The sequence below is a fragment of the Acidovorax sp. Leaf78 genome (genome assembly GCF_001422735.1).
Classification (GTDB): domain Bacteria; phylum Pseudomonadota; class Gammaproteobacteria; order Burkholderiales; family Burkholderiaceae_C; genus Acidovorax.
Map to the genome: position 1 here is coordinate 1 of NZ_LMLZ01000014.1, position 14,360 is coordinate 14,360.

A 14,360-nucleotide genomic window follows, 5' to 3' on the forward strand; every position below is an offset into this window, starting at 1 on the left:
GGTCGTGCTGGCGCGCAAGCTGCTGCGCATTGCCTTTGCTGTGTGGCGATCGGGCAAGCCGTTTGATGCTCATCGCATCACCCCAAGCGCTTGACTCGAACCATAGAACCTTCGCCGGTCCCCCGGAGGCGTCCCCCCCTAGGGGGGAAGGCGCGCAGCGCCACAGGGGGGCTACTTCAACCAGCCTCGTTTGCGGAAGTACCACATGGGCCCGAGCGCACTCGCCAGCATGAGCCCGATCACATACGGATAGGCCGCCGGCCCCAGCAGCTCCAGCTCAGGGAACTTCATGTTCATGCCGTAGACGCTGGCGATCAGCGTCGGCGGCAGCAGGGCCACGCTGGCCACCGAGAAGATCTTGATGATCTTGTTCTGGTTGATGTTGATGAAACCGACCGTGGCGTCCATCAAGAAGTTGATCTTGTCGAACAGGAACGCCGTGTGGTTGTCCAGCGACTCGATGTCGCGCAGGATCTGGCGGGCCTCTTCGAACTGGTCGGAGTTGAGCATCTTGCTGCGCATCATGAAGCTCACCGCGCGGCGGGTGTCCATCACGTTGCGGCGGATACGCCCGTTCAAGTCTTCCTGGCGCGCGATGGCGCCCAGCACTTCACCAGCCAAGGCGTCGGTCACGTCGCCGGCCAGCACCTGCTTGCTCACCTTTTCGAGCTCGTCATAGATGTTCTCGAGCGTGTCGGCCGAGTATTCGGCGTCGGCGTCGAACAGCTTGAGCAGCACTTCCTTGGCGTCTTCGATCAGCCCCGGTGCACGGCGTGCGCGCATGCGCAGCAGGCGGAACACCGGCACGTCTTCGTCGTGGATGGAAAACAGCACGCCCCGGCTCTTGAGGTTGGCGTTGTGCTGGTTCAGGATGAAGGCCACGCGCACCGAGCGGGGGTCTTCATCGTCGTCGATCAAGAAGTCGCTGCGGATGTGCAGCTCGCCGTTGTCTTCTTCGTAGAAGCGGGCGGATTCCTCGATGTCCTCGTCCATCGCATCCTCGGGGATGGACAGGCCGTAGTGCTGCTTGATCCAGCGCTTTTCTTCGAGTGTGGGGGCTTCCAGGTCCACCCAGATCGGCTGGAAGCGGGTCAGCTCTTCCAGGGATTCGATTTCTTCCTGGACAAGCCGGCCATTGGCGAGCGAAAAGATGTTGAGCATGGGCTCACTCCCTGGTTATGTGGCATCTGCGGCGGTGGGGGGTCATGGGGTGCTTTCAGACCCCACGGCAGCAGGCCGGGGAGCTGAAAGCTACCAACTGGGGTAGGTTTCCAAGGAGCTTTCTCCGTCAATCAGTAAGAAATGGACAAGCGGCGGATTATGGCACCGGACCTCGTGCCTGTCCGGGCCGTGGCGGGGCTGAATGCGTTCGTTGCGCGCTTTGCGTGAGGCGCTGTGCAGCGCCTGTGGGAAGACTCCGTGCAGCACGGCCGAGTTCCGCCCGGAGAACCTCCCCAAAAAACGCTTTTAACGCCGAGCCGGAAAGCAAGCCTCCCCGCCGCGGGGTCGATGGCCGCGGCGATCCTGAGGGGCGGCGGTCAGCGGGCCGGGGTTGAACGCTCAGGCGCCCAGGCGGGCGCGCACCGTGGCCAGTGCCCGGCACAGGTCGGCCCAGGCCGCAGCCTTGGGCTCCTGCGAGCGCAGCAAAAAGGCCGGGTCGTACGACACCACCGCGGGGCAGCCCGCCAGCTGGTGCAGTTCGGCGCGCAACCGGCCCAGGGGCTCGGTGCGGCCCAGGGCTGCGCGGGCCGCCACATGGCCCAGCACGAGCACCATGGCGGGCTGCAGCCGGCCCACCGTGTCGGCCAGGGCGTCAGGGATGGCATCGGTACCGGGGGCGCCGGTGGCAGAGCGTTCCAGCGCGGCGATGAACACGCGGGGGTGCTTGTGCAGCTGCATGGCCCGCAGCATGTTGTCGAGCAGCTTGCCCGCGTCGCCTGCCAGCGGCTCAGTGGGGGTGGTGCTCTCGGTCACGATGAGCCAGCCCGCACCCAGCTCGGCGGGGGCCTGTGCAGGGTCGGCCTGCGGGTAGAGCGCTTGCGCCGCATGCAGCCGCAGCGCCGGGGCGCCTGCACCGCCCGGCGACGCCGGGTTGGACATCGCCGATGCAGGTGCGGGTGCCGGTGCTGTGACAGGGGCACGTGAAGAGGCCGGTGGGGCTGTTGGCGCCGCCAAGGGCGGTGCAGTGACCGCAGGCGCGTCCCGCGACGCGGGCGGCTGCTGTGCCGAAGCACCTGCCGATGGAGCGGCGGGGGCGGGCGCGCCCGGCGCTACCGGCGCAGCCCCTGCGCGCGCGGGTGCCGCATCGGCCGCTTCGGACGGGCCCCACACGGTGACGCCCATTTCCTGCAGCATGGCGCGCTGGCGCGCATCGAGGTGAAGACTCATAAGAAGTTAAGGCGCAAGGTGCCGGGTTTCATAGCGCAAAGCTCATGACCACCGCGTCTTCGCGTTGGCCGTCGGCGGCGGGGTAGTAGCGCTTGCGTTCGCCCACGCGGCGAAAGCCATAGGCCAGATAAATGCCGTGGGCGCGCAGGTTGCTGGTGCGCACCTCCAGCCACAGCCACTGCGCGCCGCGCCCGCGCGACCACAGCGCCAGCGCGTCGAGCAGCACGCGCGCCCAGCCCTGGCGCTGGTACTCGGGCGTGACGGTGATGTTCAGCAGGTGCACCTCGTCCACCCCCAGCATGGCGACAAAGTAGCCCAGCAGGTGGTCGCCGGCCATCAGCACCTGGGCCTGGTAGCCCGAGGCCAGGGCGTCGGTGAAATTGCCGCGCGTCCAGGGGTGGGTGTACGCCCGCGCCTCCACCGCCAGCACGGCGTCCAGCCGCGCGAGCGTGAGGTTTTCAAAGCGCGCCTCCAGCGCGGATGTAGGGGGGGTGGGCAGGGCGCTCATGGTGGCGTGGTGGTCGGGGTGGCCGCCACGCGCTCTGCAGCGCGTTCGGCCGTGGTTTTTGCCACTTTATCGCGGATGTAGCGCGGCAGGGCATCGCTGGCGGGCACCGCGCCGCCAGCGGCCAGCAGGGCAGGGGCCAGGCGCAGCAGGGCGGCGGCGGTGGGCAGGGCCGCGACGTGCGGTGCGCCTGGTGCCAGGCGCTCGCCGTAGGGGGCCCGGGCGTTGCCCGCCACGGTCCAGCCAGGCGGGGCCTGCACGGTTTCGGGCGCGCCCAGGCCGAAGTCGGCGTCGGCGTGCCAGCGGCCTTCGGCGGCCAGCCACTCGCAGCGGGCGTGGTAGACCTCGTCCATGCGCGCATCCAGCACGGCCACCACCTGGGTGCAGCCGTGCTGCGCCCGGGCCTCCTCGGCCACAGCCAGCAGTGTGTCCACCGGCAGCACCGGAATCCCCTGGCCGCCGCGTGCGCCAAAGGCCAGCCCCTGGGCCACGGCACACGCCGTGCGCAGGCCAGTGAACGAGCCCGGCCCGCGGCTGAAGACCAGCGCGTCCAGCGTGTCGAACGTCAGGCCCGCCTGCGCCAGCAGGCTGCGAACGGCAGGGATCAGCGTGGCCGAGGCCTGCGGGCCGCCCGGACCGTGGTGCAGCCACACGGCATCGCCGTGCTGCACGGCGATGGAGATGACGTCGGTGCTGGTGTCGAAAGCAAGCAAATTCATGGAGCTGGGGCCGGTCGCGCGAGGGGATAAAAATCGGGTTACGGGGCCGTTCGGCCCGGTGCGGAAGCAGTGGAGGGTACCGGTGAGGCCGCCGCCGCCGGCGGCGCCCGGCGCAACACCCCCAGCAGGATACCCCCGGTCACCAGCAGCAGCCCGGTCACCAGGTTCCAGTGCAGGGGCTCGCCCAGGAACATCACCGCGCCGATGGCCGACAGCCCCGGCACCAACGCCGTGATCATCGTCGAGCGCACGGGCCCGAAGTGCTGGATCATGCGCGTGAAGGCAATGCCCGAGATCACCACCGAGCCCCCGCCCTGGAACGCCAGCTGAAACAGGATCTCGCTCCAGGGCGCCAGCGCCAGGCGGCTGGTGACCGCGCCCAGGCCCACCAGCAGCGCATACGACGGCACGTACGCCAGGCAGGCAAAGGCGGTGATGGCGATGGTGGCCTGCACCGCATCCACCGCGTGGCGCCGCGCCATCACGCTGTAGGCGGCCCAGCAGGCGGCGGCGGACATGAACAGCAGGTCGCCCTTCCAGACGTCTCCGCCCGCAAAGGCGGCCAGCAGGCTGCTGCCGCCCACCAGCAGGTCGCCTGCCACGATCAGCGCGAGCCCCGCGGCGCGCAGCGGCGTGATGCGGTCGCGCAGCACCACGGTGGCCAGCAGGGCCGTCCACAGCGGCAGGCTGCCGGGCATGAGCACCGCCGCATGCGTGGCCGGTGCGTGGAAGAAGCCCGCATACGCCAGCATGGCGTAGAGCAGCCCGCCCAGGGTGCCCAGCAACACCGTGGTGCGCAGGGGCAGCGGCGAGATGCCCGCCAGGCTCGATGCCGTTGCTGATGCGCCCAGGGCCGCCGTGCGCCGCCGCACCATCCACCAGCCCCAGGGCAGCAGGACCAGGCTGGCGCCCGCGATGCGCAGGAGGGCGATGTCGAACGGCGTGAGCGTGCGCTGTGCCGACGCGCGGGCAATGACGATGAAGCCCGTCCAGATGGTGACCGTCACGACAGCCGCCAGCAGGCCCACGGCACGGGGAGAAAAGCGCATGGGGGGATTATCCGGCGGCGCGGGCCCGGGCCAGGTTCAGCCCACGGCGCGTGTGCCGCCGGTCAGCGCATCCGACCGTCGCCCCAGGTGCTCAGAAGGATTCCCAGTCGTCATCGCCGCCCTTTTGCGCGCTGCGCGGATCGGGCCGCGGGGCGGGGGATGACGGCAGGGCAGGGGCCGGGGCCGCGGGCTTGCGCGCTGCAGGTGTGGGCGATGGGGCCCGGGCGATGGCGGGTTTTGTCGGGTTGGCGGGTTTGGCGGAGGGTTTGGCCAGGGTCACAGGACGTGCAGGCGCGGGGCGGCTTTGCGGGATGGGGGCGGGCGCACGTGCGGGCGTTGCGGCAGGGCGGGCCTGATCGCCAGAGAGCTTGAACACCGCCACCACCTGCACCAGGTCGTGCGCCTGGTTGCGCAGGCTGCTGGCGGCTGCGGCCATCTCTTCGACCAGCGCGGCGTTTTGCTGCGTGGCCTGGTCCATGGAGGTGACGGCCTCGCCCACCTGGGCGACCCCGGCGCTCTGCTCGCCGCTGGCCGCGCTGATCTCGCCCATGATGTCCGTGACGCGGCGGATGCTGCTCACCACCTCGCTCATGGTCTCGCCCGCCTTGTCGACCAGCGCCGTGCCGTGCTCCACACGGTCCACGCTGGCCTGGATGAGGTTCTTGATCTCCTTGGCGGCCTCGGCGCTGCGGCCGGCCAGGCTGCGCACTTCCGACGCCACCACGGCAAACCCGCGGCCCTGCTCGCCCGCGCGGGCGGCTTCCACCGCGGCGTTCAGCGCGAGGATGTTGGTCTGGAAGGCAATGCCGTCGATCACGCTGATGATGTCGCTGATCTTGCGGCTGGCGTCGTTGATGCCCTTCATGGTCTCGACCACGTCGCCCACCACCGCGCCGCCCTGGGCGGCCACGCTGGAGGCCGTCATCGCCAGCTGGTTGGCCTGGCGGGCGTTGTCGGCGTTGTTGCGCACGGCGGAGTTCAGCTGTTCCATGCTGGCGGCTGTCTGCTGCAGCGCGCTGGCCTGGTGCTCGGTGCGGGAGCTCAGGTCGGTGTTGCCCTGGGCGATCTCGGAGCTGGCATTGGAGACGGACTCCGCGCCGTGCCGGACGTTGTTCACCACGCTGGCCAGGTTGGTCTGCATGAGCGCGAGGGACGACATGAGCTCGCCCACTTCATCCTTGCCATGCTGCGGCACGGTGGCGGTCAGGTTGCCGGCGGCCACCTGCTTGGCAAGGTCGGAGGCCTGCGACAGCGGCACGGTGATGGAGCGGGCCAGAATCCACGAAAAGAGCACGGCCACCGCCACACTCAGAGCGCCCAGGGCCAGCAGCAATTGCCGGCTGGTCTGGCGGTTCTGTTCCACGGACCGCCCCAGCGCATCCACCTGCTCGCGCTGGTTGCGCAGCAGCTCGTCCATCTTGGCGGCGTAGTTGGCCGCCTCGGGCATGAACTGCTTGACCAGCATGGCATTCGCTTCGTCCACCTTGCCCTCTTTCTTGAGCGCAAAGATGTCGTCGCGGTTCTTGAGGTAGATCGTGCGCAGCGCGCCGATTTCCGCAAAGGTCTTTTTCTCGGAGACGAGGATCATCAGCGCCTCGACGGCCTTTTGCAGCTCGCCGGAACTCTTGGACGAGGCCTTGCTGTCCTCGGCAAAAAAGTCCGCCAGCGCCGGGTCGCTGCTGCGGGCCACGGCGGCGGTGCGCGTGATGCCGGTGCGCAGGTTGCGGGACCAGTCACTCACCAGGCGCTCGGTCTTGATGGGGTTTTGCACCATCTCCAGCGTGGCATCGGCCACGGCGTTCAGGCGGGAGATGCTCAGCGCAATGGCGCCGATCAACAGCAGCAGCACCAGGGAAAATCCCAGCGCAAGGCGCTTGGCGACGGAGAGATCGGAGAGTCGGCTCATAAGAAAAATGCCTTGTTGTGTAGCGTTGTGATGGCAACCGTGGCCGCGATGGCCGCCCTGCCGCGCAGATCCTCGGTGCCTCAGCGCGTTGGGGGTGCGCCCGCACTGTCCCGGTGCGTGGGTTCAATGTTGCATAGTGTAAGTACGCAAGCTGCAGAGCGCGCACGAGGCAGGTGCGCCAGCCGCCCAATGATGCGAGCCGGCAACTGTGCGGCCGTCCTCTAGACTTCCGGCATGAAGAACCGATCGACAAATCCCCTGCCCCTGCGATGGGGGCGGGCCGTGTGGCTGGCGGGTGCGTTGTGCGCTGCCGCTGTCGCTGCCATCCCCGTGCAGGCCCAGACCACGCCAGCGCCTGTTGTGGCCCTGCCCCCCGAGGTCGAAGCTGCGCTGGCCCGCGCCAAGCTGCCGCGCGAATCCCTCAGCGTGGTAGTGACCGAGGCCCAGGGCGCTGCGCGCACGCAGCCCCGCCTAGCGCACCGCGCGCAGGTCGCCGTGAACCCCGCCTCGGTCATGAAGCTGGTGACCACTTACGCGGCGCTGGAGCAACTGGGCCCCGCCTACGTGTGGAACACGCCGGTGTATGTGCAGGGCACCGTGCAGGACGGCAGCCTGCGCGGCAATGTCTACATCCAGGGCCAGGGCGACCCCAAGCTGGTGATGGAGCGCCTGTGGCTGCTCATGCGGCGCCTGCAGGCCCAGGGCATCCAGGTGATCGTGGGCGACATCGTGCTGGACCGCACCGCGTTCGACGTGCCCGAGCACGATCCGGCCCGCTTCGACGGCGAGCCGCTGCGGCCCTACAACGCGTCGCCCGATGCGCTGCTGGTCAACTACAAATCGTCGGTGATGACGTTTGTGCCCGACGTACCGGCGGGCCTGGCGCGCATCCAGTACGACCCGCCCCTGGCCGGCGTGCAGCGCCAGGCCACCGTGGCGCTGGCGGCGGCGGGTGCCGACTGCGGCGACTGGCGTGGCGCGCTGCGGGCCGAGCTGGCCGACCCGGCGAAGGTGGTGTTCCAGGGTGTGTACCCGGCCGCGTGTGGCGAGCGGGTGTGGCCCGTGGCGGCGGCCGACCCGCGCGGCTTTGCGGCGCGGGCCGTGGAGGGCATGTGGCGGGAGCTGGGCGGCAAGCTGACCGGCAGCGTGCGCGATGGCAAGGTGCCGGCGGGGCTCAAGCCCGTGTTCATGTCCACATCGCCCGCGCTGGCCGAGGTGGTGCGCGACGTCAACAAGTACAGCAACAACGTGATGGCCCAGCATGTGTTTTTGACCATGGCGCTGCAAAAGAACGGCGTGGCCACGTTCGACGGCGCGCGCGAGGCCCTGCGCCAGTGGTGGCAGGCGCGCGTGGGCGATGCCGAGCTGCCCCAGGCCGACAACGGCGCGGGGCTCAGCCGCGATGCGCGCCTCACGGCCCAGGCCCTGGCCCGCATGCTGCAGGTGGCCTGGCAGTCGCCCGTCATGCCGGACCTGGTGGCATCGCTGCCCATGTCGGGCGTGGACGGCACGCTGCGCCGCAGCCAAAGCCGCGCGTCCGCCCACCTCAAGACCGGCAGCCTGCGCGACGTGATGGCCGTGGCGGGCTACGTGCACGCTGCCAGTGGCCGGCGCTATGTGCTGGTGGCGGTGGTCAACCATGCCAACGCCGGGGCGGCCCGGCCGGTGCTGGACAGCCTGGTCGACTGGGCAGCGCGCGACCAATGAATAATCCGGAAGGCTCAGCCCTTCTGACACAGCCTCTTCTGACCATGCCCCTCTCCGAGCTCATCGGCTACCTGGCCGCGTTCCTCACCACCTGCAGCTTCGTGCCGCAGGCTTTGCACACTTTTCGCACGCGGGATGTGGGCGGCATTTCGCTGGGCATGTACAGCGTGTTCACCGCGGGCGTGGCGCTGTGGCTGGTCTACGGGCTGGTGCTCGGGGCCTGGCCCATCGTGGTGGCCAATGCGATCACGCTCGCGCTGGCCGGCACCATCCTGGGCATGAAGATGGTGTACGGGACCCGCGGCGGGCGCTGAGCATCCGGCAGTGCCCCGCCCAGGGCACTACCACTGTGAGCGGGCCCGTCGCCACTGTCGCCCAGGTGTCAAATCTGCCCCGCCGGGCACTCGTTAACCCGGATGCTGCTGCAGTGCAGGTAAGCGCACGATCCGTCGTTCCTTACCCACCGGAGGTCTCCACCCATGACGTATTTTCGCTTGACCTGTGTTGCCGCTGCGGCGGTCCTGCTTGTGGCCTGCGGGGGCTCGGACGACCCCGCCCGCGGCGCCCTGATCGACCCACCGGCGGTGCTCGCCACGCTCACGGCCGCGCAGATCGATGCCGGCACGACCAGCAGCGGCCTGCAGCCCATCAGCGGCAAGGCCAAGTGCGACGTGAAGGTGGTGTCGCTCAACTACGCTACCGCAGGCGCCAAGGGCGGCGAGATGACCAACGCCTCGGGCGTCATGCTGGTGCCCGCCGGCAGCTGCACCACGGCGGCGCCGCTGCTGGCGTATGCCAAGGGCACCGATGTGCAAAAGCCCCGCACCCTGGCCAACCCGCAGGACAGCGAGACCTTCCTGCTCGCCGCGATGTACGCTGCGCAGGGCTATGCGGTGGTCGCCACCGACTACCTGGGCTTTGCCAAGTCCGGCTACAGCTACCACCCTTACCTGCATGCCGATTCGGAAGCCACCTCGGTGATCGATTCGGTGCGCGCAGCGCGCAACGCCGCAGGCACAGTGGGCGCCAACCTGTCGGGCAAGGTCATGTTCACCGGCTACTCGCAGGGCGGGCATTCGTCGATGGCCGCGCAGCGCAGCGCAGAGCGCGACTACGGCAGCGAATTCAACGTCGTCGCGGGCGCGCACCTGGCCGGGCCGTACAACCTGTCCGGCTCGCTGCGCATTCCGGATGCGATCGCGGGCGTGCAGTTCTTCGTGCCGTACCTCGTCACCGCCTGGCAGAAGGTCTACGGCGATGTCTACACCGACGTGAAACAGGTCTTCAAGGCGCCGTACTCGGGCTACATCGAGACCCTGCTGCCCAACCCCACGATGAACTACACCACCCTGGTCACTTCCGGCACGCTGCCGGCGGGCACCCCCAACCAGGCCCGCGACGCGCTGTTCCAGCCGGACTTCATCACCGGCTCGCAGACCAGCATCACCCATCCGCTGTACCTCGCGGCCAAGAAGAACGACCTGCTGGGCTGGACGCCCAAGGCCCGCGTGCTGCTGTGCGGCGGTGCGGGCGACCCCACGGTGCCGCCTGCTGTGCACCAGCGGGTCATGAAGGCCGACTTCGACAGCCGCGGCGTGACCAATGTGACGTCGGTGGATGTGGACGCCGCCGTCCAGGCCACCTTCGGCATCGGCGGCAAGGCGCCCACGGACCCTGCGTCTGCGGCCTTTGCGACCTACTACGGCTCCTACCACGGCACGTACGAGCCACCGTTCTGCCACGCGCAGGCGCGGGCGGTGTTCGATACCGTCAAGTAGACACGTCGGCACGTAGATGCCTGGATGAGCGCAGGTCTGCGCAGGCGGCCAACGTCCGCCGCTGCAGGCAGACCCTGCGCTCCTCCACAAGCCGACCTGCGGGTCGGCTTTTTCTTGTGTGTTTGTAAAGGGGGCGGGGGCTCGGTAGTTTCCCGGGCGGTCAAGGCGGGAACTCAGGGGTACCATGGAGTTGCGAAAAAAGCACGGTCGTTCGTTTTTGCAACTTCCCATTGGAGAATCCCTTGAATTCACAACAATGCAAAGCTTCCCTGTCGGCCCTGGTCGCGGCCTGCCTCCTGGCCGCCTGTGGCGGCGGTGGTTCCGACACCGCACCGTCGGCAGCCGTCACCTCGGTCAAAGTGGCCGGTGACAGCCTCGCCGACAGCGGGACCTTTGGCTATAAATTCACCGTCCAGGGCTCGGCTGCCACCGGCGTGGGCTCCACACCCATCTGGCCCGAGCGCGTGGCCACCAGCTACGGCCAGTCGCTGTGCGCCTACTACCGGTTCAACGGCTCGGCGTTCGGCACCAATGCGGCCTGTACCAACTACGCGGTCGGCGGCGGCCGCATCAACAACCCCACCGCACCCACGTCGCCGGTGTCGATCACCCAGCAGCTCAAGGACATGGGCGCGCGCGGCTACAGCGCGACGGACCTGGTGCTGGTGGATGGCGGCGGCAACGACGCGGCCGACCTGATCGGCGCGTACCTGCGCGCGTCTACCGACAGCGGCCAGGCCTACGCGGCCCTGTTGAGCAGCGTGCTGCCCCAGGCCACCGTCAGCGCCGCGCTGGCGGGCGGGGCCAACGGCCTTGCGCAGGTGGGCGGCGCCTACATGCAGGCACTGGCCAGGAATTTCGCCGACACCATCAAGGCCAACACCACGGCCAAGAACGCACCGCGCGTGGCCGTGCTCAATGCCCCCGGCGTCACGCTCACGCCGCGCTTCCGCCTGGTGCTGGCGTCCATCAGCGCCACCCGCGGCGCAGCCGCTGCGACGCAGGCCGAGGCGTTGTTCGATGGCTGGATCCAGGCGTTCAACGCGCAGTTGGCGACCAGCTTGGCCGGCGACAATCGCATCGCGCTGGTGGACTTCTACACCTCCTTCAAGGACCAGGCGACCAACCCTGCGCAGTACCAGCTCACCAACGCCACCACGCCGGCCTGCCCGGCCACGGGCGTGGGCGCGGATGGACTGCCGACCTACACCTTCCCCACCTGCACCGCCACGGTGCTGTCGGCCATGACCCCACCTGCAGGCGCTACGGGCGGCGCCGACTGGTGGAAGAGCTATGGCTTCGCCGACAGCTTCCACCCCACGCCGTACGGCCACCAGCTGGTGGGCCAACTGGTGTCGCGCTCGCTGTCCCGCGCTGGCTGGCTGTAAGCCGGCTGCATTCGCTTCCATTCAAGGAGTTCTTCATGCACGCATTTTCCAAGGCTGGCCTGGCGGCAGCGGCGCTGTTCATCGGCACGGGCGCCATGGCGCAGGTCGCCGGTACATTGAGTGTCCGCGCGGGCCTCACCCACATCGCTCCACAGGTCAAGAGCGGCAACCTCAGCGCCCCGGCGTTCCCCAACACCAAGGTGGACGTGGACGCCGCCACGTCGCTGTCGGGCGGCGTGAACTACATGGTGACCGACCATTGGGCGGTGGACGTGCCGCTGGCCTTGCCGTTCAAGCACGACATCGTGGGTGACGGCGCCATCGCCGGCGTGGGCAAGCTGGGCGAAACCAAGGTGCTGCCCGTCACGATGTTTGCGCAGTACCGCTTTGGCGAGGCCGAGGCGCGGTTTCGCCCCTACGTGGGCCTGGGCGTGACCTACGGCCGGTTCTTCAAGACCCGCACCACGGCCACGCTCAGCGGCCTGACGGGCGGCACGCCGGCGAACCCGACCACGGCATCGGTCGACAACAAGTGGGGCGTCACGCCCCAGGTCGGCTTCGTGTGGAAGATCAACGACCGCTGGTTCGTGGACGCGGCCTACTACAAGAGCTTCCTCAAGACCACCTCGCACCTCTCGTCGGGCCAGTCGATCTCCAAGCGACTGAATCCCGATGTGATCGCCGTGGGCCTGGGCTACCAGTTCTGAAGAAGGGCGGAGTCCCGCCCGCCACCATGACAAAGGCCGCCCGAGGGCGGCCTTTGTGTTTGTGCGCGGTCCTGTTGGACGAACCGATTACCAGCGTGCGCGCAGGCGGTCGTACGCGTAGGTGCCGAACTGGCGCTGCGCCGACGGCGTGAGGTACACCTGGTCCGCGAACACGAAGGAGTCCTGGCTCGCGCCCGCCACCAGCGTGGAGGTGTTGCACAGCGAAGAGTTGACCTTGCCCGTGCCGATGCCGATGCCGTTGTTGGCATCCACCGACGTGCATATCGGCGCGACGGCGTTGTTGAAGCCGTAGTTGGCAGGGACGCCGGTGTACAGGTTCACGTAGTAGGCGGAGTCGACATACAGCACGTTGGCGCCCAGGTCGACGATGTTCACGAGCAGGCCGTCGTTGAAGCGGGTGCTCGCGTCAGCCAGCAGGGCTTCGCGGTTGATGGACTTGGCCCAGGGTGTCTTGCTCAGGTCGTAGGTGCCGGTCACCACCACGTACTTGGCACCGGCCGTGACCAGGCGGCGCACCTGCGCGGCCTGGTCTTCACCGGCCTTGCGGGCGGCTGCGACCATGGCGGCTTCGGTCTGGGTGCCGGCCTGCACGGCGGCCATGCCCGCGATCACGTCGCTCACGCCGCCGCTCACGAACACGACATCGCTGGCGCCAAAGGTATTGCCTGCCAGGAAGGTGTCGATCTGCTCGGTGATGGTCGGGGTGCTGGCGTTGCCGGCGGCGTCGGGCTTGGCCTTGACGCGGGCATTGCCCACGGCGTAGCTCTTGCCGCCTGCCGATGCGGCCGTGAGGGGCTTGCCGTAGTTGGCCGCCACCTGCAGGGTCCAGTTGTTCACGCTGCCGTCATTGACGGTGTAGCGCGTACCCTTTTGCCCGATGTCGCTGTAGGCATCGCCGAACGCGATGAAGCGCTCGGGCGTGATGGCCGACTCGGTGGTACTCGAACCGCAGGCCGCGAGCAACGCCGCCGACGCACATGCGGCGACCATGACGGTGCGGCGCATCCAATTTGCTGCCATGTATTTCTCCAGAAAAGTGGGGGGTAGTTTAGCGGCGCAATGTCAAACCATGTAAAGCGCTGGCCGGAACATGGTTTCAAGGTGCGCGAAGGGCTCTTGAGAGCGGGCCACGGGTGCGGCCAATGCCTGTGGCTGGCCGCCAGGTCCTCGGGCCTACGCGGCGGCAGCCCGCTGCAGGCGGTCGCGCACGCCTTCCCAGTCGGGGCTGGGGGGCGGGGTTTCGATCCAGATCAGCTTCACTCCGTCGTCGTCGAAGCCGCGCAGCACGGCAAACAGCTGCTGGGCCGTGGCGGCGGCGTCGTCGGGCATGCGGCGCATCACCAGCCGCGACGACTTGGTGCGCAGCACCGCGCGGGCATACACCGCGATGTTGGCGGCCTCGGCGCCCAGCAGGTCCAGGCCGGTCTGCAGCGCCTTGGCATCCATCAGGCGCACCTTGGCGTTGGGCGCGTAGTGGGCCTCCAGCGTGCCGGAGGCGCGGGGCGTGTGGTCGGGCAGGTCTTCCTTGGACAGGGGCGCCATGCCGCAGGCCGCGGCGATCTGCTCGCGGGTGATGGCGCCGGGGCGCAGCAGCACGGGCACGCCGCGGGTGCAGTCCACGATGGTGCTCTCGATGCCCACGGCGCACGCGCCGCCGTCGAGCACCAGCAGGTCGGCACCCAGCTCGTCCTGCACATGCTGTGCGGTGGTGGGACTCACGCGGCCAAAGCGGTTGGCGCTGGGGGCCGCCACCCCCCACACCGGCGGTCCACCGGCCTGGGCGTCGTCGCCCGGGGCCGCGCAGGCCACGAGCAGGGCGTGCGCTACCGGGTGTGCCGGGCAGCGCAGCCCCACGCTGTCCTGGCCGCCGGTGGCGGCGGTGGCCACGCCGGGCAGGCGCGGCAGGATGAGCGTGAGCGGGCCGGGCCAGAAAGCGTTGACCAGCGCCTGGGCGAACGGGGGCACGCTGCTGGCAAAGCGGCGTATGCCCTCTGCATTGGCCACGTGCACGATCAGCGGGTGGTCGCTGGGCCGACCCTTGGCGGCAAAGATCTGCGCCACGGCGGCATCGCTGCTCGCATCTGCGGCCAGGCCATACACGGTTTCAGTGGGTAGGCCGAGCAGCGCGCCGCTGCGCACCGTGCGGGCCGCAGCGGCGATAGCCAGGGGGTCGTTGCCGTCAAGAATCATGG

The 14,360-nt window shown here is 69.0% G+C and carries 13 protein-coding genes; 5 read left to right on the top strand and 8 right to left on the bottom strand.

Features of this window, described 5'->3' with window-relative positions; genetic code table 11:
• Positions 1 to 171: 171 nt before the first annotated feature.
• From corA to ASF16_RS11235, 6 genes are all read right to left on the bottom strand, one after another.
• Positions 172 to 1,161 (bottom strand): magnesium/cobalt transporter CorA, encoded by a 990-nt coding sequence (corA, locus tag ASF16_RS11210; protein ID WP_056166718.1) that lies wholly within the window; start codon positions 1,159 to 1,161, stop codon positions 172 to 174.
• A 399-nt stretch (positions 1,162 to 1,560) separates the two neighbouring features.
• On the bottom strand, positions 1,561 to 2,388 hold the full coding sequence (locus tag ASF16_RS11215) for a uracil-DNA glycosylase family protein (protein WP_056166721.1): 828 nt from the start codon (positions 2,386 to 2,388) through the stop codon (positions 1,561 to 1,563).
• A gap of 28 nt (positions 2,389 to 2,416) precedes the next feature.
• Positions 2,417 to 2,896: a ribosomal protein S18-alanine N-acetyltransferase gene (gene rimI / locus ASF16_RS11220; protein WP_056166726.1), complete on the bottom strand. Its 480-nt coding sequence runs from the start codon at positions 2,894 to 2,896 to the stop codon at positions 2,417 to 2,419.
• Positions 2,893 to 3,612 (bottom strand): tRNA (adenosine(37)-N6)-threonylcarbamoyltransferase complex dimerization subunit type 1 TsaB, encoded by a 720-nt coding sequence (tsaB, locus tag ASF16_RS11225; protein WP_056166729.1) that lies wholly within the window; start codon positions 3,610 to 3,612, stop codon positions 2,893 to 2,895. Before tsaB ends, rimI begins: the two co-directional genes overlap by 4 nt.
• 38 nt (positions 3,613 to 3,650) lie before the next feature.
• Positions 3,651 to 4,661, bottom strand: coding sequence for a DMT family transporter (locus ASF16_RS11230; RefSeq protein ID WP_056166732.1), 1,011 nt, complete (start codon positions 4,659 to 4,661; stop codon positions 3,651 to 3,653).
• 91 nt (positions 4,662 to 4,752) lie between these two features.
• Positions 4,753 to 6,567: a methyl-accepting chemotaxis protein gene (locus ASF16_RS11235; protein WP_056166736.1), complete on the bottom strand. Its 1,815-nt coding sequence runs from the start codon at positions 6,565 to 6,567 to the stop codon at positions 4,753 to 4,755.
• A gap of 234 nt (positions 6,568 to 6,801) precedes the next feature.
• Between ASF16_RS11235 and dacB the strand changes: the two genes are divergently transcribed.
• The 5 genes from dacB (at position 6,802) to ASF16_RS11260 (ending at position 12,147) form a co-directional block, all read left to right on the top strand.
• Positions 6,802 to 8,274 (top strand): D-alanyl-D-alanine carboxypeptidase/D-alanyl-D-alanine-endopeptidase, encoded by a 1,473-nt coding sequence (gene dacB, locus ASF16_RS11240; RefSeq protein WP_235507342.1) that lies wholly within the window; start codon positions 6,802 to 6,804, stop codon positions 8,272 to 8,274.
• Between the two features lie 44 nt (positions 8,275 to 8,318).
• Positions 8,319 to 8,588, top strand: a complete 270-nt coding sequence (locus tag ASF16_RS11245) for a SemiSWEET transporter (protein WP_056166741.1) — start codon at positions 8,319 to 8,321, stop codon at positions 8,586 to 8,588.
• Between the two features lie 165 nt (positions 8,589 to 8,753).
• Positions 8,754 to 10,052: a lipase family protein gene (locus ASF16_RS11250; protein WP_056166743.1), complete on the top strand. Its 1,299-nt coding sequence runs from the start codon at positions 8,754 to 8,756 to the stop codon at positions 10,050 to 10,052.
• Positions 10,053 to 10,294: 242 nt separating this feature from the next.
• A complete protein-coding gene (locus tag ASF16_RS11255; RefSeq protein WP_056166745.1) occupies positions 10,295 to 11,440 on the top strand; it encodes an SGNH/GDSL hydrolase family protein in 1,146 nt (381 codons plus the stop codon).
• A 35-nt stretch (positions 11,441 to 11,475) separates the two neighbouring features.
• Entirely contained in the window at positions 11,476 to 12,147 is a 672-nt protein-coding gene (locus ASF16_RS11260; protein WP_056166747.1) for an OmpW family protein, read from the top strand.
• A gap of 87 nt (positions 12,148 to 12,234) precedes the next feature.
• Here the strand turns inward: ASF16_RS11260 and ASF16_RS11265 are convergent, their stop codons facing one another.
• Both ASF16_RS11265 and ASF16_RS11270 read right to left on the bottom strand, forming a co-directional pair.
• Entirely contained in the window at positions 12,235 to 13,188 is a 954-nt protein-coding gene (locus ASF16_RS11265) for an SGNH/GDSL hydrolase family protein (RefSeq protein ID WP_056166750.1), read from the bottom strand.
• A 153-nt stretch (positions 13,189 to 13,341) separates the two neighbouring features.
• Positions 13,342 to 14,358, bottom strand: coding sequence for an L-threonylcarbamoyladenylate synthase (locus ASF16_RS11270; protein ID WP_056166753.1), 1,017 nt, complete (start codon positions 14,356 to 14,358; stop codon positions 13,342 to 13,344).
• Positions 14,359 to 14,360 lie beyond the last annotated feature (2 nt).

Bases quoted from the DNA above. Each gene is read 5' to 3' on its own strand.
- corA (WP_056166718.1), bottom strand. From the start codon at position 1,161: ATGCTCAACATCTTTTCGCTCGCCAATGGCCGGCTTGTCCAGGAAGAA.
- ASF16_RS11215 (WP_056166721.1), bottom strand. From the start codon at position 2,388: ATGAGTCTTCACCTCGATGCGCGCCAGCGCGCCATGCTGCAGGAAATG.
- rimI (WP_056166726.1), bottom strand. From the start codon at position 2,896: ATGAGCGCCCTGCCCACCCCCCCTACATCCGCGCTGGAGGCGCGCTTT.
- tsaB (WP_056166729.1), bottom strand. From the start codon at position 3,612: ATGAATTTGCTTGCTTTCGACACCAGCACCGACGTCATCTCCATCGCC.
- ASF16_RS11230 (WP_056166732.1), bottom strand. From the start codon at position 4,661: ATGCGCTTTTCTCCCCGTGCCGTGGGCCTGCTGGCGGCTGTCGTGACG.
- ASF16_RS11235 (WP_056166736.1), bottom strand. From the start codon at position 6,567: ATGAGCCGACTCTCCGATCTCTCCGTCGCCAAGCGCCTTGCGCTGGGA.
- dacB (WP_235507342.1), top strand. From the start codon at position 6,802: ATGAAGAACCGATCGACAAATCCCCTGCCCCTGCGATGGGGGCGGGCC.
- ASF16_RS11245 (WP_056166741.1), top strand. From the start codon at position 8,319: ATGCCCCTCTCCGAGCTCATCGGCTACCTGGCCGCGTTCCTCACCACC.
- ASF16_RS11250 (WP_056166743.1), top strand. From the start codon at position 8,754: ATGACGTATTTTCGCTTGACCTGTGTTGCCGCTGCGGCGGTCCTGCTT.
- ASF16_RS11260 (WP_056166747.1), top strand. From the start codon at position 11,476: ATGCACGCATTTTCCAAGGCTGGCCTGGCGGCAGCGGCGCTGTTCATC.
- ASF16_RS11265 (WP_056166750.1), bottom strand. From the start codon at position 13,188: ATGGCAGCAAATTGGATGCGCCGCACCGTCATGGTCGCCGCATGTGCG.
- ASF16_RS11270 (WP_056166753.1), bottom strand. From the start codon at position 14,358: ATGATTCTTGACGGCAACGACCCCCTGGCTATCGCCGCTGCGGCCCGC.